Genomic DNA, 24,540 nt, shown 5'->3' on the forward strand with positions numbered 1-24,540 from the left:
CGGGAGAGACCGATGCGGAACCTGGCGATCCTGGGCCTTGCCCCGCTGCTGGCGCTGGCGGCCTGCGGCGAGAATACCGGCTGGAACCCGAATTACAGCGCCATGCACAATGGCTCGCGCTATGCCGAATACCTTCAGCAGCGCGAGATCGCGCTGCAGGGCAGGGGACCGGTGCCGGCGGCAATTCCCGTGCAATTGCCGGTGCAGGCGCCGACCGCCGCCGATATCGCCGGCACGCCGGCGAAACGGGCGGGGACGACGACCGTGCGCGCCCCGGCCCCCGCGGCGGTTCCGGCCAATGCGCAGGTCGCCACCACCGGCCCCTATCCCGGCTCGACCCCGGTGCTGGTGCGTTACGCGCATCAGGAAACCCAGGCGCGGGGCACGCGGAAATATCAGCGCAGCGGTGGCTCCGAATCGGCGGCGGCGCGGACCTGCCGCGGCTATGCCGGCGCCGATGCGGCGCAGACCGCCTTCATCGCGGCGGGCGGGCCGGTGATCGACCCGCGCGGACTGGACCCCGACGGCGACGGCTTCGTCTGCGGCTGGGATCCGCGCCCCTTCCGCCAGCCCCGGCTTTGAGCCTTTCGCCCAATCACGGCGACCGGCGCGGGCAGGTTCCGTCGCTGGTGGTGATCCATTACACCGGCATGGCGGACGCGGTCTCGGCCCGCGCCCGGCTCTGCGATCCCGGGGCCGAGGTCAGCGCGCATTGGCTGATCCACGAGGATGGCCGGACCGAGCCGCTGGTGCCCGAGCCGCGCCGTGCCTGGCATGCCGGGGCCGGATCCTGGCAGGGGCGCGAGGACGTGAATTCGCGCAGCATCGGCATCGAGCTGGCCAATCCCGGCGACCGACCCTTCCCCGAGCCGCAAATGGCGGCGCTGGAGGCGCTGTTGCGCGGCATCATGGCGCGCTGGCCGATCGGGCCCGCCGGCGTGATCGCGCATTCCGACCTGGCGCCGGGCCGCAAGATCGACCCCGGCCCGCGCTTCGACTGGCGGCGGCTGGCCTTGCAGCGGCTGGCGCTCTGGCCGGACGGCGCGGCCGAAGACCGGCCGCTGGCCGATAGCCTGACCCGCATCGGCTATCCCGAACACCCGGCGCGGCTCGCCGCCTTCCGCCTGCGCTTCCGCCCCTGGGCCTGCGGCCCCGAGGACGCCACCGATCGCCGGCTGGCCGCGGCGCTGGCCGACCATCCGCTTCTTCGTTGCCGAAATACCCCGCAGGGGAAGGCCGCCGCGCCAGCGGCGGACGGGGGACGCGCAGTCCCCCCGCAACGATGTCCGGACCCGCGGCCCTAGAAAAGCGCCTCGATTCGCCGGGCTTCCTCGGCCAGCCCATGGGGCGGGTTCAGCACCGCCATGCCCGAGCCGATCATGCCGTGGCCGGGCCGGGCCGGCGGAAACCGCACCTCCGAGATCAGCGCCTGGGGATGGTCCCCGCGCAGCGCCTCGACCATGGGTGCATGGCGGCTGTCGGTCAGGATCGGATACCACAGCGCGATGACGCCCACGTTCCACTTGCGCGCCAGCTTGGCGATGTGACGCGGGATGGCGTCGTAATCGGTCTTGACCTCATAGCTCGGGTCGATCAGCAGCAGGCCCCGGCGCGGCAGCGGCGGGCAGAGCGCCTGCGCCATCTGAAACCCGTCCTGCCGGTGCAGATGCGCGAAACCGGCGACCTGCGCCAGCGCCGCGTGCTCGGCCGGGTGCAGTTCGGCCAGATGCGCCGCGTCGCCCGGCCGCAGGAAATGCCGCGCGATCAGCGGCGAGCCGGGATAGGCGGTCGCGCCGTGGCGGGTGCGCACCGCGTCCAGCGCCAGCCGCAGCGGGTGGTCCCGCGGCAGCCAGCTTTCGGACAGCGCCCGGGTGATGCCGGCCGCCGCCTCGCCGGTCTTTGCCGCCTCGGGCGCCGCCAGGTCGTAAAGCCCGCGCCCGGCATGGGTTTCCAGATAGGACAGCGGTTTCGGCTTGGCGGTCAGATAGGCCAGCATCCAAGCCAGCAGCGCGTGCTTGTGCAGGTCGGCCAGATTCCCGGCGTGATAGGCGTGCTGATAGGACAACATGTCCCGCGATTAACCCGATGGCCCGGAAATGAAAAGCGGCGGCGCCCAGGGAGGAGGAGGGGGCACCGCCGCGCAACGCTGGCCCAGGGAGGAGGAGGGGCCGCGTATGGGGTGCGGCAATGGCAGGGAGGAGGGAGCCATTACCGCGTGCTGACGATCCCAGGGAGGAGGAGAGGACCGTCGCATCTTGTTCCGCCTTGCGGCGGTATTTCTTGGCGGCACCCTCAGGGAGGAGGAGGGAGGGTGCCGCCGGAACCGGGAAGCCCAGGGAGGAGGAGGGGCTTCACCGTATCGGTTTGGCGGCGCCTCCGGGAGGAGGAGGGAGGCGGCCGCCGGAACCGCGAGACCCAGGGAGGAGGAGGGGTCTCGCCGTATGGGGTGCGGCAATGGCAGGGAGGAGGGAGCCATTACCGCGTGCTGACGATCCCAGGGAGGAGGAGAGGACCGTCGCATCTTGTTCCGCCCTGCGGCGGTATTTCTTGGCGGCACCCTCAGGGAGGAGGAGGGAGGGTGCCGCCGGAACCGGGAAGCCCAGGGAGGAGGAGGGGCTTCACCGTATCAGAGCGGCGGCATCCTCAGGGAGGAGGAGGGAGGATGCCGCCTGAACCCGGACCCAAGGGAGGAGGAGTGGGTCGGGTGTTCTATGCCTTACTTGGCCCCCCAGGCGGCCTCATAGGCCACGCTGCGGATGCTGCCGCGGTTCAGGCCCAGATCGGCCAGGTCGCGGTTCGAGAGTTCACCCAGTTCGCGCAGGGTCTGGCGATAGACCGCGCGGCGGGCCATATTCTCACGGATATTGGCCACGAACTTCGCGATCCCGCCATTGCCGGCGACGTCGTTGCGGTGCATACCGCCATGGATCAGGTCGAGGACAGCCATTTCATACACTCTTCTTCGTCTTGCGGATGGCGCGGCGGGCGTTTCGTCTTCAGCCTGCCGTGCTGTTAGGGCGAACATGGGGCTTTTTCTGCGATTGCACAACGGCCGAAGGCGACATGCTGCTATGCAGAAACGGCATGGCTGTTCCAGGAACCCTGTTACAAATGCTTAATATTTCGCGAAATTTTCTGTCCCGATTCACGGCGGTCACGGTCATTTCCTATCTGATCGGTCGTATTTTACGCGGGGTCACAGCAACTTAGGCGCGCTGGACCTTTGCGCTTGCTTGCCGTTCCCGGCGCAAATTGCCATGCTGCCGCCGCTGCAAATCGGGGGAAGTCATGGCGATTTCACGGGAACGTGTGCTTGAGGAGCTGGCACGGATCGCGGTGCCGGGGGGTGGAACCCTGGTTTCGCGCGACCTGGTGCGGGCGCTGAACGTGGAATCGGGGGTGATCCGATTCGTCATCGAGGCCGAGGATGCCGGCGCCGCCCGCGCGCTCGGCCCGGTCGAGGCCGAGGCGCAGCGCCTGCTGTCCGCGCTGCCCGGGGTCGAGAAGGTGCAGATCGTCACCACCGCCCCCGCCGCGCCGCGTGGCGCCGCCCCGCCGCAGGTCGCGGCACGTTCGGGCGGCGAGGCGCCGCCCAGCCTGAAGATCGGCCGCCACCCGACACCCCAGGCCGGACCGGCCCCGGTCAGCGGCGTGGCGCGGATCCTCGCCATCGGCTCGGGCAAGGGCGGGGTGGGAAAATCCACCCTGACCTCGAATCTGGCGGTGGCGCTGGCGCGCAAGGGCCGCCGGGTCGGGCTGCTGGATGCCGATATATACGGTCCCTCGCAGCCGCGGATGCTGGGCCTGACCGGGCAGCGCCCGACCAGCGACGGCCAGATGATCGAGCCGCTGCACGCCCATGGCGTCACCGTCATGTCGCTGGGCCTGATGATGAAGGAAGGCGAGGCGGTGGTCTGGCGCGGCCCGATGCTGATGGGCGCGCTGCAGCAGATGCTCAACCAGGTGAAATGGGGCGAGCTGGACGTGCTGCTGGTCGACCTGCCGCCCGGCACCGGCGATGTGCAGTTGTCGCTGTGCCAGAAGGCGCAGGTCAGCGGGGCGCTGATCGTTTCGACCCCGCAGGACGTGGCGCTGATCGACGCGCGCCGCGCCATCGACATGTTCGACAAGCTCAAGACTCCGGTGCTGGGCCTGGTCGAAAACATGTCCACCTATATCTGCCCGAATTGCGGCCATGAGGCGCATCTGTTCGGCCATGGCGGCGTCGCGGCCGAGGCGCAGAAGCTGGGCCTGCCCTTCCTGGGCGAGATCCCGCTGAATCTGGAGGTGCGGCTGGCCGGGGACGAGGGCACCCCGGTCGCGGCCGGCGACGGTCCGGTGGCCCAGGCCTTCGCCCGGCTGGCCGATCGGCTGATCGCCGGCGGCATGGCCTGACGCCGCTTTCGGGAAAGCATGGGAATGGCGGCTGGGATTTCACGGGAATGCCGGCCGATCCCGAATCACCGCCGCGTGATTGCGCGTGAGCATGGGCGGAATTGCCTAGGGACTGCGGCTCCGACCGGGGCCGAACGGCGGCCTTCGGGGCCGCCGCTGTCGATTTCGGGAATGCGTGGGATTTATTTGCCACAGCTGGGCTGACACCATATCTAGTGGTGGCGCCGCGTCAAACTCCGATACCTCGCATTGCTGTGAACTTGTTCGCTGGCTGTTCGCCGGCGGAGCTTTGCCTGCCTGGGGTTTGGGCCCGAATAAATCCATTGCGTCCCATAAATTCCCATGGCATCCCTTTCCTCACGGAACGGGCAGAAGGGGCAGCAAGACCCCATAAGGCGACAAGCAGCTTTCATACAGGCAACCCGCTTCCGAAACGACCTCTGCGGCGCGCGAGCAGCACCTCCCCCAGGTGGCGCGAAACGCAGGGCGCGATCCCCGAAACTACGGGGCCCAGAGATGGGAACGAGGGCGGCGGATCGGGCAGTGGCAGCAGCCCGGTCCGCCTTTCCTTTTCGGCAATGACCGAAAGGGTCGGGACAGTGAAAGGAGGGCGCGCCCTTGGCACGCCGTTTCAGAGGATCGGAAGAGGTCAAGGTGGACGCGAAGGGCCGCGTTTCCATCCCGGCCAAGTTCCGCCGGGTCTTTGAAGCCTCCGATCCCGACTGGCAGGCCGGCAAGCGCGCGCAACTGGTGATCGTCTACGGCACCCGCGACTGGAACTGGCTGCAGCTTTTCACCATCGACGCCATGGAAGAGATCGAGGACGGCATCGCCCGCATGCCGCGCGGCTCGGCCGCCCGCAACCTTCTGGAAAACATCTATCAGGGCCATGCCGACGAGGCCGAGATCGACGGCGACGGCCGTCTGGTCCTGGCCCAGAAGCTGCGCGAGAAGATCGGCCTGACCGACAGCGCCTTCTTCATCTCGGCCGGCGACAGCCTGAAGGTCTGGACCCCCGAAGCCTATGCCGAGGAAGAACGTGCGCTGGAGGCCCGCGTGCCCGAGCTGGAGCCGGGCGCCGATCCGCTGTCGCTGCTGGCCCCGGTCTCGAAGGACGAGGGATAGATGGCCGAGGATCCGCATATTCCCGTCCTGCTTGGCCCGCTGTTGCGGGCCGTTGCGCCTGTGAAGGGCACCTGGGTCGACGGCACCTTCGGCGCCGGCGGCTATGCGCGCGGCCTGCTGGAACAGGGCGCCGAGTGCGTGATCGGCATCGACCGCGACCCGGCCGTGTTCCGCATGGCCGCGGCCTGGGCCGGCGCATACGGCGACCGGCTGCGGCTGGTCGAGGGCACCTTCTCGGAACTCGACACGCTGGCCGGGGGGCCGGTCGACGGCGTGGTGCTGGACCTGGGCGTCAGCTCGATGCAGCTCGACCAGCCCGAGCGCGGCTTCTCGTTCCTGCGCGACGGCCCCCTGGACATGCGCATGAGCGGCGAGGGGCCGACGGCGGCCGACCTGCTGAACACCGCGCCCGAATCCGTCATCGCCGACGTGCTTTACCTTTACGGCGAGGAACGTGCCTCGCGCCGCATCGCCAAGGCCATCGTGGCGGCGCGGCCGCTGTCGCGCACCGGCCAGCTTTCGGATGTCGTCGCCGGCTGCCTGCCGCGCGCGAAGCCGGGGCAGAGCCATCCCTCGACCCGCAGCTTTCAGGCGATCCGCATCTGGGTGAACGACGAGTTCGGCCAGCTCGTCGCCGGGCTGGCGGCGGCCGAGCGGGCGCTGCGGCCGGGCGGCAAGCTCGCCGTGGTGAGCTTCCATTCGCTCGAGGACCGCATCGTCAAGCGCTTCATGCAGGCGCGCTCGAACAGCGCCGGCGGCGGCAGTCGCTACGCGCCCGAGGCCGCGCGCGAGGAGCCTGCCTTCACGCTGCCCTTCCGCCGCGCCATCGGCCCGGACGATTCGGAACTGGCGACGAATCCGCGGGCGCGCTCGGCGCTCTTGCGCGTCGGCATCCGCACCGGGGCGCCGGCCGGCCGGGTCGACCCGGCGATGCTGGGCCTGCCGCAGCTGTCCGGAAGGGGGGCGTGATGCGATCCGTGCTGTACCTGCTGACCGCGCTGGTGGTGATGGGCCTGGCCTTCTGGGCCTATCGCGAGAATTACCGCACCCAGTCCGCGATCAGCGAGATGAGCGACATCCAGCGCCAGATCGGCCGGCTGCGCGAGGATCTGGGTGTCCTGCGCGCCGAATGGGCCTATCTGAACCGGCCCGAGCGGTTGCGCCAGCTGGTGAACCTGAATTTCGACAAGCTGAAGCTGGTGCCTTTCGGCTCGGACCAGTTCGTCGATGTGGGGCAGGTGGCCTTCCCGGCGCCCAAGGCCCCCGAGCCGCCGCCCGCCGCCGCAGGCATCCCGGCCGAACGCCCCGCCGGCTATCCGCCGCGCCGACCACAGGAGAGCACGCCATGATCCGCACCCCGCTGCGCCCGCTGGCCCGCATCCTTCGCGCCCGCGAAAAAGGCGAGAATCCCGACGCCATCGAGGCCGAGAACCGCGCCCAGAGGCATGCCGAGATCCAGGAACGGGCGCGCGGCAGCGCCCGCACGCGGCTGTTCTTCATGTCCTGCGCCTTCGCCGTCGCCTTTGGCACCGTCGGCGCCAAGATGGGCGTCCTGGCCTCGAGCCAGCCCAGCGAGCCGCGGGTGCAGACCACCGGGGCGCAGATCATCTCGCAGCGCGCCGACATCACCGACCGGCAGGGCCGGGTGCTGGCCACCAACCTGCTGACCCATTCGCTTTACGCCCACCCGCAGCAGATGGTCGAGCCGGAACGCGCCGCGCATGAGCTGAAGAAGATCTTCCCCGATCTGGACCTCGAGCGGATGCTGAAGGACTTCACCGGCAAGCGCACCTTCGTCTGGATCAAGAAGAAGATCAGCCCCGAGCAGATGCAGGCCGTCCACGACATCGGCGAGCCGGGACTGCTGTTCGGCCCGCGCGAGATGCGGCTTTATCCGAACGGCCGCATCGCCAGCCATATCCTGGGCGGCGCCACCTTCGGCAAGGAGGACGTGGCCAGCGCCGAGGTCGTCGGCGTGGCCGGGGTCGAGAAAGCCTTCGACCACTGGCTGCGCGACCCGGCCAATGACGGGGCGCCGCTGGTGCTGTCGCTGAACCTGACCGTGCAGGCGGCGATGGAGGAGGTGCTGTCGAACGGCATGAAGGTCATGAACGCCAAGGGCGCCACCGGCATCCTGATGGAGGTCAGGACCGGCGAGATCGTCGCCATGGCCAGCCTGCCAGATTTCGACCCCAATGACCGGCCGCGGCCGTTGCTCAAGGGCGATCCCTCGGACAGCCCGTTGTTCAACCGCGCGGTGCAGGGGCAATACGAGCTGGGCTCGACCTTCAAGATCTTTCCGGTGGCGCAGGCGATCGACCTGAAGCTGATCAGCCCGACCACCATGATCAACGCCAAGGCGCCGATGAAAATCGGCAAATACCTGATCAACGAATTCCGCGGCCACAATTACGGCACGCTTTCGGTGACCGACATCATCGTGAAATCCTCGAACGTCGGCACCGTCCGCGTCGCGCAGCTGCTGGGCGCCGAGCGGCAGAAGGAGTTCCTGGGAAAGCTGGGCTTCTTCGAGCCGACGCCGATCGAGATGAGCGAGGCGCCGACCGGCAAGCCGCTGGTGCCCAAGCGCTGGCCGGCGGTGACCTCGGCCACCGTGGCCTTCGGCCATGGCCTGGCCGCCAGCCCGCTGCATCTTGCCACCGCCTATGCGACGGTCGCGAATGGCGGCCGGCGCGTGGTGCCGACGCTGATCCACGACCGCAACCAGCAGCGCCCGGGAGAACAGGTGCTGTCGCCCGAGGCGGCGCGCATCGCGGTGCAGATGCTGCGCCAGGTGGTGATCCGCGGCAGCGGCCGCAGCGCCAATGTCGAGGGTTACGAGGTGGCGGGCAAGACCGGCACCGCCGACAAGCCGCGCCCGACCGGCGGCTATTACGGCAACAAGGTGGTGTCGAACTTCGCCTCGATCTTCCCGGCCAGCGATCCGCAATATGTGCTGGTGCTGTCCCTGGACGAGCCGTCGACCATGCGCGGGGGCGGCGAAACCCGCACCGCCGGCGCGACCTCGGCCCCGGTGGCGGCCGAGGTGATCCGCCGCGTCGCACCGCTGCTGGGCCTGCGCCCCGCCACCGAATCCGAACTGCCGATGGTTGAACGGCCTTTGCCCGATGGGCTAAAGCTCGTCTCGAACTGATGAGCGGAGGTTCCGTGACCGAACGGGTGATGCGGCTGTCCCTTCTGGGGCTTCGGGGGGACAAGGGGCGCGACCCCGGGGTGACGGGGCTGTCCGTCGATTCGCGGCAGGTCAGGCCCGGGCATCTGTTCGCGGCCCTGCCGGGCTCGGCCACGCATGGCGGCGCATTCATCCAATACGCGTTGCGTCAGGGTGCGGGCGCGATCCTGACCGACCGCAAGGGCGCCGAGATCGCGGCGGCCGAACTGGCCGGATCGGACGCGGCGCTGGTGGTGGCCGAGGATCCGCGCGCCGCGCTGGCCGGGGCCGCCGCGCTGTGGTTCGCCGCCCAGCCCGAGACCATGGTCGCCGTCACCGGCACTTCGGGCAAGACCTCGGTCGCGACCTTCACCCGGCAGATCTGGCAGGCGCTGGGCCACAAGGCGATCAGCCTGGGCACCATGGGCGTGCAGGGCGACTACCAGGCCAAGCTGGCCCATACCACGCCCGAACCGATCACCCTGCACCGCGTGCTGGCCGAGGCGGCCGCGGCCGGCGTCACCCATGCGGCGATGGAGGCCAGCTCGCACGGGCTCGACCAGCGCCGGCTGGACGGGGTGCGGCTGAAGGCCGGCGCCTTCACCAATTTCAGCCAGGATCACCTGGATTATCACAAGGATTTCGACGAGTATTTCGCCGCCAAGGCGCTGCTTTTCGACCATATCCTGGACGAGGGCGCCGGGGCGGTGATCAACATCGACGACCCGCGCGGCCGGCAGATGGCGCAGATCGCGCGCGAGCGTGGCCTGGAACTGACCACCATCGGCAAGGATGAGCGCGCCGACCTGCGCATCCTCGGCCAGCGCTACGACGCCACCGGCCAGGATCTGCGTTTCAGCCTTTTCGGCCAGGCGCATCTGGTGCGGCTGGCGCTGATCGGCGGCTTCCAGGCCGAGAACGTGCTGGCCGCCGCCGGCCTCGCCATCGCCGCCGGCGACGATCCCGCCCGCGTGATCGGGACCCTGCCAGGCCTGACCACCGTGCGCGGTCGCATGGAACTGGCCGCGGTGCGCGAAAACGGCGCCGCGGTCTTTGTCGATTACAGCCACAAGCCCGGCGCGCTGGCCTCGGCCCTGCAATCGCTGCGCCCGCATGTCATGGGCCGCATTGTCGTGGTCTTCGGCGCCGGCGGCGATCGCGACCGCCTGAAACGCCCGCTGATGGGCGAGGCGGCGCGGCAATTCGCCGATGTGGTCTTTGTCACCGATGACAATCCCCGGTCCGAGGATCCGGCCGCGATCCGCGCCGAGGTCATCGCCGGCGCCGGTCCGGACGCCATCGAGGTCGGCGACCGCGCCGAGGCGATCCTGCGCGGCGTCGATGCGCTGCAGCCGGGCGATGCGCTGCTGATCGCCGGCAAGGGGCACGAGACCGGTCAGATCATCGGCAGCGACGTCTATCCCTTCGACGATGCCGAACAGGCCTCGGTCGCCGTCGCGGCGCTGGATGGCAAGATATGACGCTCTGGACCTCGCCGGATGCCGCCGCCGCGACCGGCGGCCGCGCCACCCGTGATTTCACCATCGGCGGCGTCTCCATCGACACCCGCACCATCCGACCGGGCGATCTGTTCGTCGCCCTGCAAGCGGCCCGCGACGGCCACGACTTCGTCGCCCAGGCCCTGCAGAAGGGGGCCGGCGCCGCGCTGGTCAGCCGCATCCCCGAGGGCGTGGCGGATGATGCGCCGCTGCTGGTCGTCCCCGACGTGCTGGCGGCGCTGGAGGCGCTTGGCCGCGCCGGCCGCGCCCGGATGCGCGGCAAGGTCGTCGCCATCACCGGCTCGGTCGGCAAAACCTCGACCAAGGAAATGGCGCGCATCGCCCTCTCCGGGCAGGGACGAATCCACGCGGCCGAAGCCAGCTACAACAATCACTGGGGCGTGCCGCTGACGCTGGCGCGGATGCCCGCCGACACCGATTTCGCCATCATCGAGATCGGCATGAACCATCCCGGCGAGATCGAGCCGCTGGCACGCCTCGCCCGCCCGCAGGTGGCGATGATCACCACCGTCGCGGCCGCGCATCTGGAAGCCTTCGGGGCCATCGAGGGCATCGCCCGCGAGAAGGGCGCGATCTTTGCCGGCCTTGAACCCGCCGGCCATGCCATCATCCCCGAGGACCTGGCGGTGACGCAGATCCTGCGCGACTGCGCGGATGCGGCGGGCGCGCTGGTGATCGGCTTCGGCCAGCACGGCATGGCCAAGCCGGTCAAGGCCGAGACCGTGGACGGCGCCACCCGGGTCCGCGCCCGCATCCTGGGGGAGACGGTGGATTTCACCCTCGCCACCGCCGGCGCGCATTTCGTGATGAATGCGGTCGGCGTGCTGGCTGCGCTGTCGGCCGCCGGCGCCGATCTGGCCGCGGCGGCGAAGCATCTCTCGGACTGGAACCCGCCGCTGGGTCGCGGCGCGGTCGAGGAACTGGGCGGCATCCGGCTGATCGACGATGCCTATAACTCGAACCCGACCTCGCTCTCGGCCGGCCTTGCGACGCTGGCGCGGCTGACCGGCGGGCGGCGGGTGGCGATCCTGGGCGACATGCTGGAACTGGGGCCGGAGGAGATCGCCATGCATGCCGGCATGGCCGAGGATCCGGCGATGGCCGCCGTCGATCTGGTCCATACCGCCGGCCCGCGCATGCGCGCCCTGCACGAGGCGCTGCCGGAAACCCGCCGCGGGCTGCATGCCGAAACCGCCGCTGAACTGGCGGCGCGGCTGGGCGAGCTGGTCGCGCTCGGCGATATCGTGCTCGTGAAGGGCTCGAAGTCCTCGAAGGTCTCGACGGTGGTTGACGCGCTGCGGCGGACGCGCCAAAGCACGCCGCCTGGCGAAAGGACAGCGTAATGCTCTATTGGCTCACCAACCTCTCCGACGGCGGGGATTTCTTCAATCTTTTCAGATATATCACCTTTCGCGCCGGCGGCGCCTTCTTTACCGCGCTGATCTTCGGCTTTTTCTTCGGCCGGCCGCTGATCGACCTTCTGCGCCGCAAGCAGAAAAAGGGTCAGCCGATCCGCGACGACGGCCCGCAAAGCCACCTGTCCAAGGCCGGCACCCCGACCATGGGCGGGCTGCTGATCCTCGCGGCGCTGACGCTCGGCACGCTGCTTTGGGCGCGGCTCGACAACGGCTATGTCTGGATCGTGCTCCTGGTGACGCTGGGCTTTGCCGCCATCGGCTTCGCCGACGACTATGCCAAGGTCACCAAGCAGAACCACGCCGGGCTCTCGGGACGGGTCCGGCTGCTGATCGGCCTCTGCATCGCTGCCGCCGCCGGAGCCGCCGCCGCCTATCTGCACCCGGCCCCGCTCAGCGGCGAACTGGCGCTGCCCTTCTTCAAGAACGCGCTGATCAACCTGTCGCTGCTCTACGTGCCCTTCACCGTTATCGTGATCCTCGGGGCCGCCAATGCGGTGAACCTGACCGACGGGCTGGACGGGCTGGCGATCATGCCGGTGATGATCGCCGCCGCCACCTTCGCGGTGATCGCCTATATGGTCGGCAACGCGAATTTCGCCAATTACCTCGGCGTGCATTTCGTGCCCGGCACCGGCGAGCTGGCGGTCTTCGTCGCGGCGCTGATCGGCGGCGGCCTGGGCTTCCTGTGGTATAACGCGCCGCCCGCCGCCGTCTTCATGGGCGATACCGGCAGCCTCGCGCTCGGCGGCGCGCTCGGCGCCATCGCCGTGGTGACCAAGCACGAGATCGTCTTGGCCATCGTCGGCGGTCTCTTCGTGGTCGAGGCGCTTTCGGTGATCATCCAGGTGCTCTACTTCAAGCGCACCGGCAAGCGGGTGTTCCTGATGGCCCCCATCCACCACCATTTCGAGAAGAAGGGCTGGGGCGAGGCGCAGATCGTCATCCGCTTCTGGATCATCGCGCTGATCCTGGCGCTGATCGGGCTTGCCACGCTCAAGCTGCGCTGATCTTTCTCCGTTTGACAAATACCCTCGGGGGGTCCGGGGGGCGAAGCGCCCCCGGCCTTCCTCTACCGAAGGCAGAACCATGATCCCCGTCCAAGGCGTCGAAAACCAGACCATCGCCGTGCTCGGCCTCGGCCGCTCGGGCCGCGCCACCGCCGCCGCGCTCGCCGCCGGCGGCGCCCATGTCGTCGCCTGGGACGACGGCGCCGACACCCGCGAACAGGCCGAACAGCAGGGGCTGCGCATCCTCGACCTGACCCGCGACGCCCACTGGGAGGGCATCTCGGCCCTGATCACCAGCCCCGGCATCCCGCATCTCTACCCGAAACCGCATCCGGTCATCGCCAAGGCCTATGAACTGGGGATCCCCGTCGACAACGACATCGGGCTGTTCTTCCGCAGCTTCGCCACCCGCGACTGGGAAAGCTACGACACCACGCCGCGCGTCATCGCCATCACCGGCTCGAACGGCAAGTCCACCACCACGGCGCTGATCCACCACATCCTGCGCGAGGCCGGCCGCCCGACCCAAATCGGCGGCAATATCGGCACCGGGGTCCTGTCGCTCGACCCGGCCCATGACGGCGAGGTGGTGGTGCTGGAGCTTTCCAGCTACCAGACCGACCTCGCCCGCGCCCTGACCCCCGATATCGCGGTGTTCACCAACCTCTCGCCCGACCATCTCGACCGCCATGGCGGCCCGGGCGGCTATTTCGCCGCCAAGCGCCGGCTTTTCGCCGAGGGCGGCCCCGACCGGGCCGTGATCGGCGTCGACGAGATCGAGGGCCGCTATCTTGCCGACCAGCTTGCCATGGCGCCCTCGGACGATCGGGTGATCCGCATCTCCTCGGGTTTGAAACTCGAACGGTTCGGCTGGTCGGTCTTTGCCCGCAAGGGCTATCTCGCGGAATACCGCAAGGGCCGCCAGGTGGCCGCGATCGACCTGCGCGACATCAAGGGCCTGCCGGGCGAGCACAACCACCAGAACGCCTGCGCCGCCTATGCCGCGACCCGCGCCCTGGGCCTTGCCCCGCGCGAGATCGAGCGCGCCTTCCACAGTTTCGAAGGCTTGCCGCATCGCAGCCAGACCGTGGCCGAGATCGGCGGCGTGGCCTGGGTCAACGACAGCAAGGCCACCAATGCCGATGCCGCGGCCAAGGCGCTGACGGCGTTCAGGAACATCCGCTGGATCGCCGGCGGCCTTGGCAAGGAGGGCGGCATCGCCGCCCTGCAACCGCATCTGGGCCATGTCACCAAGGCTTATCTGATCGGCCATTCCGCCCGCGACTTCGCGCTGGAGATCGGCCAGACCCCCTACGAGATCGCCGAGACCATGGAACAGGCCGTGGCCCATGCCGCGGCCGAGGCGCAGCCGGGCGACACCGTGCTGCTCGCCCCCGCCGCCGCCAGTTTCGACCAATACCCGAACTTCGAGAAACGCGGCGAGCATTTCATCGCCCTGGTCCGGGCGCTGCAGGGCTGACCTTCACCGTTTTCCAAATACCCAAGGCGCGTGGACCCAGAGGTCGGCACCCGGCGCATCGTTCCCCCAATGCGCATGCAGCCGGGCCGCCTGGGGCATGAAGCGCATGAAAAGGCCCCGGGGCAGAGCCGCCGGGGCCTTGATCGTTGCCGCCCGGATCAGAAGGAATAGCCGATCCGCACGCCGATGCCCCAGGCCTCGCTGTCGTCCATCTTGGCGACCTCGCGCTTGGCGCCGCTCGGGCCGACGCCCAGGGTGGCGTCGCCCAGCTTGGTGTAGTTGATGCCGGTGGTGATCTTGATGTTGTCCATGGAGTAGATCGCCGCCAGCGTCACCGCCTTGCGGCCGTTCACCGGCGCCAGCGGCGACACCGTGTCGCCCTCGCTGGGCTCATAGAGGAACGAAACCGAGCCCGACCAGTTATCGGTGAACTTGCGCCCGACGCCGATGGTGTAGGTGGTGGTGTCCTCAAGTTCGACCAGCGGGATCTCTCCGGCGGGTGAAGCGATCGGGAACAGGAGGTTGTCCACATCGAACTCGGACCATTTCACCCAGCGGATCGAACCGAACAGCAAGGTATCCTTGGCAATGCCGGTCTGGCCCTCCAGCGTCCAGCTGCGCGGGGTTTTGACGGTATACTGGTCCTTGAAGGTGATCGGCAGCGGCCCGCCGCTTTCCGACATGTCGAAGTCGTGCTCGATGGGCGAGTTGTAGGTCAGCGAGACCCGCGCCGCGATCTCGGGCATCTCATAGGCGACGCCGGCGACCCAACCCACGCCCCAGGCGCCGTCGATGTCCAGATTGTAGCCCGAGGTGGTCGCATAGCCCGCGCCCTGCAGCCGGACGCCGCCATCGGCATGCGAGCCCCGGACACCGCCATGCACCGAGAAGTTGTTGTCGAACTTGTAGCGCAGCAGCGCGGTATAGGTGGTCGAGTTCACCTCGACCCGCGTGCCGCCCAGTACCGGCGAACTCGCTATCGGATAAAGGACATCCGCCCCGAAAGGCTGCTCGACGATGATCGCGCCGGAAAGGTTGTCGGTGAACTGGTGCTTGTAGGCGAGGCCGAAGAAGCCATAGCCCTGCGCGACATCGCCGGTCTCGAAGCCCGCGGCGTCGGTGCCGCGCACGCTGGGATTGACGCCGCCGAAGCTCAGCTCGGCATAGTTCCCGTTCTCGAACAGCGGCGCCAGCGATTGCGGCGCGCGTTCGATCCCGCCGGCCAGGACAGGCGCGGCCGTGGCCAGCAGAGCGCCGATGCCGGTGACGATCTTTTTCATGATTTCCTCCCATGGTCTGGCCCTTGCCGGGCCGCTGCATCCAGCCTGCGGCACGCTCCCCGGTTGCGTCAATCGGCTGGGCTCCATGACGCGGCGTTCTGAAGCGCCCGGCCGCTCTGGCGTGGCCGGCCGGCAACGCTATGAGATGCGGGGCAGGAGGTCGCCATGCCGTTCACCCCGCCCCGTGCCCCGCTGCCCCGCCCCATGATGCCCCGCCCGGTGCTGCCCCGTCCGGTGATGGCCCGTCCCAGGCCGCCCGGACTCTGGCGCAGCGTCCCGCCCGCGATCTTTCCGCCGCTGCTGGGCGCGCTGGGGCTGGCGCTGGCATGGCAGGCGGCGCTGCCGCTGGGTCTTGCGCCGGCGGTCCCGGGGCTGATGGCGGGCATGGCCATCGCGGCATGGGGCTTTGCCATGCTGGCCTATGGCAGCAAGCTGCTGCGCCGTCCCGCGGTGCTGGCCGAGGAGCTGCGCATCCTGCCCGGCCGCGCCGGTATCGCTGCCGCCGTCGTCGGCATCTATGCCGCGGCGCATCTGCTGTCCCCGTTTGCGCCGGCGCTGGCCCGGGTGGTGCTGGCGACCGGCATGGCGGCGCAACTGGTGCTTTGGGCGGTGGCGATCCCGGTCATGACGCGGGTGCCGGGGCAGGGGCGGGTGACGCCGGTCTGGCAACTGACCTTCGTCGGGCCCATCGTCGCCGCGCAGGCGGCGGCGGGGCTTGGCTGGACCGCGCTCGCGCAGGGGTTGTGGTGGCCGATGGCGGCGACGGCCGGTCTGGTCTGGTTGCTCAGCCTGCGCCAGGCCCTGGCCGAGCGCGTGCCGGCGCCGCTGCGGCCGCTTCTGATGATCCATCTGGCGCCGGTCGCCATGCTGGGCCATGTCGCCGCCGCGCTGGGCTGGCCGCGGGTGGCGCTGGGCCTCGCCTTCGTCGCGGCGGCGGTGTTGGGGCTTGCCGTGCTGCGCGGGCGCTGGCTGACCGAGGCCGGTTTCTCGCCGCTCTGGGGCGCCTTCACCTTCCCGCTGGCGGCGACGGCGGGGCTGTGGAGCGCGGTCGCCGGCTTCGCGCCCGGCTGGGCGCTGCCGGCGCTGATCCTGCTGGTGATGGCCAGCCTGGTGGTGCTGTGGATCCTGTTCCGGATCTGGCGGGCCTGGGCGGCGGGCGGGCTGGCCGCGAAAACCAACGCGGCCGTCGCCTGACAGGCTGGACATTCCCGGCCGCGCGTGAAATGGGAAACTGCCAAACGAACCCCTGACAAGGATGCTCCCATGCAGATTCGTGAGGCTCTGACCTTCGACGATGTTCTTCTGGTTCCTGCGGCGTCCTCGGTGATGCCCTCGACCGCCGATGTGACGACCTATGTCACCAAGCAGATCCGGATGAACATTCCGCTGCTGTCCAGCGCCATGGATACCGTCACCGAAAGCCGCATGGCCATCGCCATGGCCCAGGCCGGCGGCATCGGCGTGATCCACCGCAACCTGACCGCCGAGCAGCAGGCCGACGAGGTCCGCCGCGTGAAGCGCTTCGAATCGGGCATCGTCTACGACCCGATCACCCTGACCCCCGACCAGACCATCGCCGATGCCAAGGCCCTGCAGGAACGCTACAACGTCACCGGCTTTCCGGTGGTGGACGCCGCCGGCCGGGTCGTCGGCATCATCACCAACCGCGACATGCGCTTCGCCAACAGCGACGACATGCCGGTGCGGGCCGTGATGACGGCCGAGAACCTTGCCATCCTGCGCGAGCCCGCCGACCGGGCCGAGGCCATCGACCTGATGAAGGCCCGCCGCATCGAGAAGCTGCTGATCACCAATGCCGATGGCAGGCTGACCGGCCTGCTGACGCTGAAGGATACCGAGAAATCGGTGCTGAACCCGCTGGCCTGCAAGGACGAGCTGGGCCGGCTGCGCGTCGCCGCCGCCTCGACCGTCGGCGACGAGGGTTATGAGCGCAGCCTGGCGCTGGTCGAGGCCGGGGTGGACCTGGTGGTCATCGACACCGCCCATGGCCATTCCGAGGGCGTGGCCCGCGCCGTCAGCCGCATCAAGGCGCATTCCAACCAGGTGCAGGTGGTGGCCGGCAATGTCGCCACCGCCGAGGCGGCCCGGGCGCTGGTCGATGCCGGCGCCGACGCGATCAAGGTCGGCATCGGTCCGGGCTCGATCTGCACCACCCGCATCGTCGCGGGCGTGGGCGTGCCGCAATTGACCGCGATCATGGACGCGGTGCGCGGCGCCGGCGAGGTGCCGGTGATCGCCGATGGCGGCATCAAGTTCTCGGGCGATTTCGCCAAGGCCATCGCGGCGGGGGCGTCCTGCGCCATGGTCGGCTCGGCCATCGCCGGCACCGATGAATCGCCGGGCGAGGTGATCCTCTATCAGGGCCGCAGCTTCAAATCCTATCGCGGCATGGGCAGCCTTGGCGCCATGGCGCGCGGTTCGGCCGACCGCTATTTCCAGAAGGACGCGGCCAGCGACAAGCTGGTCCCGGAAGGGATCGAGGGCCAGGTGCCCTACAAGGGCTCGGCCGCCGCGGTGATCCACCAGCTTGTCGGCGGCTTGCGCGCCGCCATGGGCTATACCGGCAACGCCACCGTGGCCGAGATGCGCGGCGGCTGCCAGTTCGTGCGCATCACCGGCGCCGGGCTCAAGGAAAGCCACGTCCATGACGTGCAGATCACCCGCGAAAGCCCGAACTACCGCATGGGCTGAGCCGTTTACCGAATCTTGACCGGATTGGCCTTAAGGTCGCGGGGGAACCACCTTCGCGGCCTTTCATGTTTCTTCGGGCTTTCCCTTGTCTTCTGGCGCTTTGCCTTGCGGTTTTCGGTCCCGGCCGGGGCCTGGCCCTGCCTTCGGCCGCAGTCTGCGAATGGGCGGCGCAGCAGGCGGCGCAGGAATATGGCGTGCCCATGGACATCATGGGCGCCCTGACCCTGACCGAGACGGGACGGCGGCTGGACGGCCTCGTCCGCCCCTGGGCCTGGAGCGCCAATGCCGAGGGCGAGGGGACATGGTTCGACGACCCCGCCAGCGCCGTTGCCTTTGTCGAGGATCGCGTGGCGCAGGGCCGCACCAATATCGACATCGGCTGCTTCCAGCTGAACTATCGCTGGCATGGCGGGAACTTCTCCTCGGTCGCGCAGATGTTCGATCCGTTGCAGAATGCCCGCTATGCCGCGCGTTTCGTGCGCGATCTGTATGGCGAGACCGGGGATTGGCGCCGCGCGGCCGGGGCATTCCACTCGCGCACGCAGGTTCACGCGCAAAAATACCTCGCCCGCTTCGACACGCTGCGCCAGATGCTGCGCGAGCGCGGCTTCCAGGGCCTGACCGGCGGGCCCGAGACCTATAACAGCTTCGCCTCCATCGCCTCGGGCCAGCGCCAGCGGGTGCGGGAACGGGTGATGCTGCTGGGCGCGCCCTTGGGCACCGGCGTCACCGGCACGCCCGGCTCGCTGGCTGCCATCGGCCAAGGGCGCGGCGCGGCGATCACCGCGCCGCGCGGACCGCTGCTGCTGGCCTCGCGCGGGCCGCTGCTGGCGGTGCCGGCGCGCGGGGGCGGGCCGCCCGACGCCTGGGATTGACATTCGCGGCCCCGCGGATTTTCTGCACCGCGGTTCAGCAACCTTCCGCGCCGGGGGCGCAGGCATCATGACTCCAGCCGCCCGCGTCGATGCGGCGACCGCCATCCTCGACCAGATCCTTGCCGGCCAGCCTGCCGAAGCCGCGCTGCTGCGCTGGTCGCGCGCCAGCCGCTTTGCCGGGTCCGGCGACCGGGCAGCGGTGCGCGACCTGGTGTTCGACAGCCTGCGCCGGCTGCGCTCGCGCGCGGCCTTGGGCGGCGGGCGTTCCGGCCGCGGGCTGATGCTGGGCCTGTGCCGCGAGGAGGGGATCGACCCCGACACGATCTTCACCGGCGACCGGCACGCCCCGCCGGCGCTTTCGGACGCCGAACGCGCCGGCGGCCAGGCGCCGGATGCCGAGGCGGCGCTGGATCTGCCCGGCTGGATCCTGCCGGCCTGGCGGGCGGCGCTGGGGCCGGATGCGGAAGCCGTGGCGTTGGCGATGCGCGATCGCGCGCCGGTCTGGCTGCGCGTCAACCTGCATCGCGCCGAATCCGGGGCGGCCGTGGCCGCGCTGGCCGGCGAAGGCATCGCGGCCGAGCCGCATGCCGAACTGCCCTCGGCGCTGCGCGTCACCGACGGCGCCCGGCGGTTGGCGGGATCGCGCGCCTATCGCGACGGTCTGGTCGAGCTGCAGGACCTGTCGCCGCAGATGGCCTGCGCCCTGTTGCCGCCACGCGGCAGCCTGCTGGATTTCTGCGCCGGCGGCGGCGGCAAGGCGCTGGCCTTGGCGGCGCGCGGGGCGGGGCCGGTGACCGCGCATGACATCGACGCCGGGCGCATGGCCGACCTGCCGGCCCGGGCCGACAGGGCCGGGCTGCGCATCCGCATCGCCGCGCCGGGGAAGGTCGCCGGGCAATACGATACGGTCGTCGCCGATGTGCCCTGTTCGGGCAGCGGCACCTGGCGGCGGACCCCCGATGCGAAATGGCGTCTGACGCTCGAGGATCTGCAGCGCCTGCTGGTGCTGCAGGCCCGCATCCTCGACCAGGCCGCCGGCTTCGTCGCGCCCGGCGGGCGGCTGGCCTATATGACCTGCTCGGTTCTTGCCGCCGAGAACGAGAACCAGAGGACCGCGTTCCTGGCCCGCAATCCGCAATTCGACGAGATCCTGCAGCGCCGCTATTCGCCGCTGACCGCCTCGGACGGCTTTTACCTCGCGCTGATGCGGCGCCGTTAACCCTTCGTTAATGCCCATGCGCTATTCCCGGCGGAAACGGTCGCTGGCGAGGGGTTTGATGATTTCCGAACGGGCAGAGATCCTGCGTTCCGCGCAAATCCTGGTGCCTTTCCTGGCGCTGCCGGCGGTGATCGGCGCGCTCTGGCTGGCGCTGCGGCCGGCCGACGCGGAAGCCGGCATCGCGCTTCTGGGCTTCGGCGCGGCGGCGGCGTCCTGGTATCTGCTTGGCGGCGCCATCTCGGCCCGGCATCTGTGGCGGGGGCTGGCCATCCGCCGCGACCTGGCCCGGGTCGCGCCGGGGGTTCTGGGCCATGATCTTCCCGCCTTTGCCGTCGATCCCGATGGGTTGGTCCTGGCCCAGAATCAGCTGGCGCTGGACCGGCTGGGCGATCTGGTCGGCCGGCAGGTGCAGGACCGGCTGGGCCGCCGGCATGCCGATCCGCAGGCGAAATGGCGCGAGCTGGGTATCAGCCTGGCCCGGAACGGCCGCCTGCGCGCCGATCTGGGCGATTTCGGCGAATATGTCGTGACGCGCGAGGCCGGGGCGGCGGTGCAGCTCTGGCAGGCGGCGCTGGCCGAACGCCCGGCACCGCCGCAGGCCCCCTCCCGAACCGGGGGCGACGATTTCGACCTGCTGCCGGTCGCGGTGCTGGTGCTGGATCCCGCGGCCGGCATCCTGCGGGCCAATGCCGCCGCCTGCCAGTTGCTCGGCGGCGAGATTGCCGGCCAGAACCTGTCGGCCCTGTTGGACGGGCTGGGCCGCGAGCTCGGCGACTGGGTCGCGGATGTCTGCGCCGGCCGCACCCAGGGCGGCACCGAGGTGCTGCATGTCAAGGCCGAGGGGCCGCAGCGTTTCGTGCAGGTCTCGCTGACCCGGGGGCGGGGCGATTGCGTCACTGCGGTGCTGTCGGATGCCAGCGCGCTGAAAACGCTTGAGGCGCAGTTCGTGCAAAGCCAGAAGATGCAGGCGATCGGCCAGCTTGCCGGCGGAATCGCGCATGATTTCAACAACCTGCTGACGGCGATTACCGGCCATTGCGACCTGCTGATGCTGCGCCACGACAAGGGCGATCCCGATTACGCCGACCTGGACCAGATCAGCCAGAACGCCAACCGGGCGGCGGCACTGGTGCGGCAATTGCTGGCCTTTTCGCGCAAGCAGACGCTCAAGCCGCAGATCATGGACCTGCGCGACACCCTGTCCGAGCTGACGCATCTGCTGAATCGCCTGGTGGGCGAGCGGATCGTGCTGACCTTCGATCTCGATCCCTCGCTGCGGATGATCCGCGCCGACCGGCGCCAGCTGGAACAGGTGATCATGAACCTGGTGGTGAATGCCCGCGATGCCATGCCGGATGGCGGCGACATCGCCATCGGCACCGACAATGTCCGGCTGGAGAGCTCGGCCGGATTCGGCCGCGCCACCCTGCCGGCCGGCGACTATGTGCGCGTGCAGGTCCGCGACCAGGGCTGCGGCATTGCCGCCGACGACCTGGCCAAGATCTTCGAGCCCTTCTTCACCACCAAGCGCACCGGCGAGGGGACGGGGCTCGGCCTCTCGACCGCCTATGGCATCGTGAAGCAGACGGGCGGCTACATTTTCTGCGACAGCACCCCGGGCGAGGGCAGCTGCTTTTCGCTGTTCTTTCCGGCGCATGACCGGGGCGAGATGGCCGAGACGCCCGAATCGCCCGCCGCGGCCGGTGCGATCCGCGCCCGGCGCGAGGTCGAGGCCACCGTCCTGCTGGTCGAGGACGAGGCGCCGGTCCGCGCTTTCGCCAGCCGGGCGCTGAAACTGCAGGGCTTCAACGTGCTCGAGGCCGCCTGCGCCGAGGACGCGCTGTCGCTGCGGGCCGATCAGCGCCTTGTGGTGGATGTCTTCGTGACCGACGTGGTGATGCCGCATGGACGGTCCCGCCTGGGTGCGCACCGCGCTGCGCGACCGGCCGGACACCAGGGTGATCTTCATGTCGGGCTATGCCGAGGACATTTTCTCCGAGGGGCGGCCGCCGGTGCCGGGCGCGGCGTTCCTGTCGAAACCCTTTTCGCTGTCGGACCTGACGGCGCTGGTGACGCGGCAGCTTGAACGGGTCGAGCGCTAGCTAGGGATACCGGCTGCCGGGGACGGCGGTCAGAGCGTGTCGTAAAGCCGGAAATCGCGCGCCATCACGTCGCGCAGGTCCGCTTCCTGCTCGGGACTGAGGCTGACATCCACGGCCGGCGGCACGTTGACGCGCGGCAGGCTGATGGCGCAATCCAGCCGATCCTCGAGGAAATGGGTGAAGGTCTCCATGTCCTCGTAGCGGAAGATGCGGTCCACCCGATCCCCGGCCTCGGTCAGGAAATCGGCCTGGCTGCCCACCCGCGCGATCTGCGGGCCGTCGGGATCGGCATAGGCCCGGGCGAAATCCGCGAAGCTGACGCCCTGCATGACATGGTCGGGCGTCTCGCCGTCGTCGCGCAGGCGAAAGCGATACCAGCTGCGCAACCACCCCAGCGGCTCGCGCATCAGCGCCACGGTGGTGAAGCGGTCGCCGGTGGCCGAATGCAACCAGGGCTCGACATGGCGGCGATAGCTGCACAGGTCGGCATGTTTCAGCGCCGCCGGGCGCCGGACCGCCAGTTCGGCCAGCGGCTCGAGCGCGGATTCGATGGCGGTGGACCCGGCTTTCGGCGTGGCGAGGAAGACCAGACGTCTTTCCCAGAATATCAGCATTCCCGACTCTTCAAGCCGTTGCGGCAGGCCGTGGATTAGCCATTCGCCTCACGGCTGTAAACCGTTTCTTAATCTTCCGCCGGCAGTCTGGCGTGGGGAAGGGCGCGGCCCGACCGATTCGCCAACCAGGACTTGCAATTCCGCGCTAGAGGGCGCAAATAAGAACAACCCGTGAACAAAATGGGCGGGCGGGCGCTGATTGCCCCGGATGGCGGGGTGTGAAATAAGCATGAGGACCGCATGGCAGGGGCAACACTTTTCGACATGAACGACAAGCGATCCGCAGACAAACAGAAGGCGCTGGACAGCGCCCTGGCCCAGATCGAACGGCAATTCGGCAAGGGCTCGATCATGAAGCTGGGCGCCGACAGCCCGGTGGCCGAGATCGAGGCGACCTCGACCGGCTCGCTGGGGCTCGACATCGCCCTGGGGATCGGCGGCCTGCCCAAGGGCCGGATCATTGAGATCTTCGGCCCGGAAAGCTCGGGCAAGACCACGCTGACGCTGCATGTCGTGGCCGAGGAGCAGAAGAAGGGCGGCGTCTGCGCCTTCGTCGATGCCGAACATGCGCTGGATCCGCAATATGCCAAGAAGCTGGGCGTGAACCTGGACGAGCTGCTGATCAGCCAGCCCGACACCGGCGAACAGGCATTGGAAATCGTGGATACGCTGGTGCGCTCGGGCGCGGTCAGCCTGGTCGTGGTCGATTCGGTGGCGGCACTGACCCCCAAGTCCGAGATCGAGGGCGACATGGGCGACATGCAGATGGGCAGCCAAGCCCGGCTGATGAGCCAGGCGATGCGCAAGCTGACCGCCAGCATCGGGCGCAGCAACTGCATGGTGATCTTCATCAACCAGATCCGCATGAAGATCGGCGTGATGTTCGGCAATCCGGAAACCACGACCGGCGGCAATGCGCTGAAATTCTATGCTTCGGTGCGCCTGGACATCCGCCGCACCGGCTCGATCAAGGACCGCGACGAGGTGGTCGGCAACGCCACCCGCGTCAAGGTGGTCAAGAACAAGGTCGCGCCGCCCTTCCGCCAGGTCGAATTCGACATCATGTATGGCGAGGGCATCTCGAAGGTCGGCGAACTGATCGATCTTGGCATCAAGGCCGGCGTGGTCGAGAAATCCGGCAGCTGGTATTCCTATGGTGACGAACGCATTGGCCAGGGCCGCGAGAATGCCAAGCAGTTCCTGCGCGACAATCCCGATGCCGCCTATGCCATCGAGGACAAGATCCGCGCCAGCCACGGCCTGGATTTCGGCGCCACGGACGATGGCGACGAGGCGTTGACCGAGGATTGATCGGAGGCTGCGCGGCTTCCCATGCGGCTCTCGCTTCCCGATGCGCGGGGCGCGGCCCCCGCGCATTTCGCGTGCCCCGGGGGCTTTGCTTCAGCGTTTCGCGCGGCTCTCAACGGGGTGCGCGCCGCTTCGATGCTTCGCCGGCACGTCTCACCTTCTGTCCCCCGCTGGGTGCCGGAGGTGTCCTTCCGGCGATTTGCGTGTGAAGCAGCCGGGCCCGCGCCCGGCCGTGCGGGATTGCTGGACAGCCGCCATGGCTGGGGCTAGACCGGGCGGCGACCCGGTTCTGGCCGGAAAGACCGCTTTGCGA

The 24,540-nt window shown here is 69.2% G+C and carries 20 protein-coding genes and 1 pseudogene; 17 read left to right on the plus strand and 4 right to left on the minus strand.

Annotation, left to right across the window (positions count from 1 at the left end; translation table 11 throughout):
* Positions 1-12: 12 nt before the first annotated feature.
* Positions 13-582 (plus strand): hypothetical protein, encoded by a 570-nt coding sequence (locus ACFOMP_RS16635; protein WP_379032557.1) that lies wholly within the window; start codon positions 13-15, stop codon positions 580-582.
* A complete protein-coding gene (locus ACFOMP_RS16640) occupies positions 579-1,304 on the plus strand; it encodes an N-acetylmuramoyl-L-alanine amidase (RefSeq protein WP_379032560.1) in 726 nt (241 codons plus the stop codon). Before ACFOMP_RS16635 ends, ACFOMP_RS16640 begins: the two co-directional genes overlap by 4 nt.
* On the opposite strand, the gene rlmJ is transcribed toward ACFOMP_RS16640, so the two are convergent.
* Both rlmJ and ACFOMP_RS16650 read right to left on the minus strand, forming a co-directional pair.
* On the minus strand, positions 1,301-2,068 hold the full coding sequence (gene rlmJ, locus ACFOMP_RS16645; protein WP_379032563.1) for a 23S rRNA (adenine(2030)-N(6))-methyltransferase RlmJ: 768 nt from the start codon (positions 2,066-2,068) through the stop codon (positions 1,301-1,303). The two genes, ACFOMP_RS16640 and rlmJ, sit on opposite strands and share 4 nt — an antisense overlap.
* A gap of 648 nt (positions 2,069-2,716) precedes the next feature.
* Positions 2,717-2,947, minus strand: coding sequence for a DUF1127 domain-containing protein (locus ACFOMP_RS16650; protein ID WP_289893228.1), 231 nt, complete (start codon positions 2,945-2,947; stop codon positions 2,717-2,719).
* A 341-nt stretch (positions 2,948-3,288) separates the two neighbouring features.
* On the opposite strand from ACFOMP_RS16650, the gene ACFOMP_RS16655 reads away from it, so the two are divergent.
* The 9 genes from ACFOMP_RS16655 to murD all read left to right on the plus strand — a co-directional run bounded on the left by ACFOMP_RS16655 (position 3,289) and on the right by murD (position 14,117).
* Positions 3,289-4,395 (plus strand): Mrp/NBP35 family ATP-binding protein, encoded by a 1,107-nt coding sequence (locus ACFOMP_RS16655; RefSeq protein ID WP_289893229.1) that lies wholly within the window; start codon positions 3,289-3,291, stop codon positions 4,393-4,395.
* A gap of 618 nt (positions 4,396-5,013) precedes the next feature.
* Complete coding sequence (gene mraZ, locus ACFOMP_RS16660; protein WP_289893230.1) at positions 5,014-5,520, plus strand: division/cell wall cluster transcriptional repressor MraZ; 507 nt, start codon at positions 5,014-5,016, stop codon at positions 5,518-5,520.
* On the plus strand, positions 5,521-6,489 hold the full coding sequence (rsmH, locus tag ACFOMP_RS16665) for a 16S rRNA (cytosine(1402)-N(4))-methyltransferase RsmH (protein ID WP_379032568.1): 969 nt from the start codon (positions 5,521-5,523) through the stop codon (positions 6,487-6,489).
* Positions 6,489-6,869, plus strand: a complete 381-nt coding sequence (gene ftsL / locus ACFOMP_RS16670; RefSeq protein ID WP_289893233.1) for a cell division protein FtsL — start codon at positions 6,489-6,491, stop codon at positions 6,867-6,869. The genes rsmH and ftsL overlap by 1 nt, the downstream gene beginning before the upstream one ends.
* Entirely contained in the window at positions 6,866-8,674 is a 1,809-nt protein-coding gene (locus tag ACFOMP_RS16675) for a peptidoglycan D,D-transpeptidase FtsI family protein (protein WP_289893234.1), read from the plus strand. Before ftsL ends, ACFOMP_RS16675 begins: the two co-directional genes overlap by 4 nt.
* Positions 8,674-10,173 carry a UDP-N-acetylmuramoyl-L-alanyl-D-glutamate--2,6-diaminopimelate ligase gene (locus ACFOMP_RS16680; protein ID WP_379032572.1) on the plus strand — a complete coding sequence of 500 codons (1,500 nt, stop codon included), beginning with the start codon at positions 8,674-8,676 and terminating at the stop codon, positions 10,171-10,173. Before ACFOMP_RS16675 ends, ACFOMP_RS16680 begins: the two co-directional genes overlap by 1 nt.
* Positions 10,170-11,555 carry a UDP-N-acetylmuramoyl-tripeptide--D-alanyl-D-alanine ligase gene (locus tag ACFOMP_RS16685; protein WP_379032575.1) on the plus strand — a complete coding sequence of 462 codons (1,386 nt, stop codon included), beginning with the start codon at positions 10,170-10,172 and terminating at the stop codon, positions 11,553-11,555. Before ACFOMP_RS16680 ends, ACFOMP_RS16685 begins: the two co-directional genes overlap by 4 nt.
* On the plus strand, positions 11,555-12,637 hold the full coding sequence (mraY, locus tag ACFOMP_RS16690; protein ID WP_379032578.1) for a phospho-N-acetylmuramoyl-pentapeptide-transferase: 1,083 nt from the start codon (positions 11,555-11,557) through the stop codon (positions 12,635-12,637). Before ACFOMP_RS16685 ends, mraY begins: the two co-directional genes overlap by 1 nt.
* 79 nt (positions 12,638-12,716) lie before the next feature.
* Complete coding sequence (murD, locus tag ACFOMP_RS16695) at positions 12,717-14,117, plus strand: UDP-N-acetylmuramoyl-L-alanine--D-glutamate ligase (RefSeq protein WP_379032581.1); 1,401 nt, start codon at positions 12,717-12,719, stop codon at positions 14,115-14,117.
* Positions 14,118-14,275: 158 nt separating this feature from the next.
* On the opposite strand, the gene ACFOMP_RS16700 is transcribed toward murD, so the two are convergent.
* Positions 14,276-15,397: an OmpP1/FadL family transporter gene (locus tag ACFOMP_RS16700; RefSeq protein WP_289893239.1), complete on the minus strand. Its 1,122-nt coding sequence runs from the start codon at positions 15,395-15,397 to the stop codon at positions 14,276-14,278.
* Positions 15,398-15,562: 165 nt separating this feature from the next.
* Between ACFOMP_RS16700 and ACFOMP_RS16705 the strand changes: the two genes are divergently transcribed.
* The 5 genes and pseudogenes from ACFOMP_RS16705 to ACFOMP_RS16725 all read left to right on the plus strand — a co-directional run bounded on the left by ACFOMP_RS16705 (position 15,563) and on the right by ACFOMP_RS16725 (position 22,305).
* Positions 15,563-16,591, plus strand: a complete 1,029-nt coding sequence (locus tag ACFOMP_RS16705) for a TDT family transporter (protein ID WP_379032584.1) — start codon at positions 15,563-15,565, stop codon at positions 16,589-16,591.
* A 69-nt stretch (positions 16,592-16,660) separates the two neighbouring features.
* The gene (gene guaB / locus ACFOMP_RS16710) at positions 16,661-18,109 is read left to right on the plus strand and encodes an IMP dehydrogenase (protein ID WP_289893242.1); all 1,449 of its coding nucleotides are present in this window, start codon (positions 16,661-16,663) and stop codon (positions 18,107-18,109) included.
* 200 nt (positions 18,110-18,309) lie between these two features.
* Complete coding sequence (locus ACFOMP_RS16715; protein ID WP_379032636.1) at positions 18,310-18,984, plus strand: hypothetical protein; 675 nt, start codon at positions 18,310-18,312, stop codon at positions 18,982-18,984.
* A gap of 67 nt (positions 18,985-19,051) precedes the next feature.
* Positions 19,052-20,203: an RsmB/NOP family class I SAM-dependent RNA methyltransferase gene (locus ACFOMP_RS16720; RefSeq protein ID WP_379032587.1), complete on the plus strand. Its 1,152-nt coding sequence runs from the start codon at positions 19,052-19,054 to the stop codon at positions 20,201-20,203.
* A 58-nt stretch (positions 20,204-20,261) separates the two neighbouring features.
* Positions 20,262-22,305 (plus strand): annotated as a pseudogene (locus ACFOMP_RS16725) (ATP-binding protein).
* A 29-nt stretch (positions 22,306-22,334) separates the two neighbouring features.
* Here the strand turns inward: ACFOMP_RS16725 and ACFOMP_RS16730 are convergent.
* A complete protein-coding gene (locus ACFOMP_RS16730; protein ID WP_379032590.1) occupies positions 22,335-22,919 on the minus strand; it encodes a hypothetical protein in 585 nt (194 codons plus the stop codon).
* 240 nt (positions 22,920-23,159) lie between these two features.
* On the opposite strand from ACFOMP_RS16730, the gene recA reads away from it, so the two are divergent.
* Entirely contained in the window at positions 23,160-24,230 is a 1,071-nt protein-coding gene (gene recA / locus ACFOMP_RS16735; RefSeq protein WP_289893247.1) for a recombinase RecA, read from the plus strand.
* Positions 24,231-24,540: the final 310 nt, after the last annotated feature.

Source organism: Paracoccus simplex, assembly GCF_042648325.1.
GTDB classification, from domain to species: domain Bacteria; phylum Pseudomonadota; class Alphaproteobacteria; order Rhodobacterales; family Rhodobacteraceae; genus Paracoccus; species Paracoccus simplex.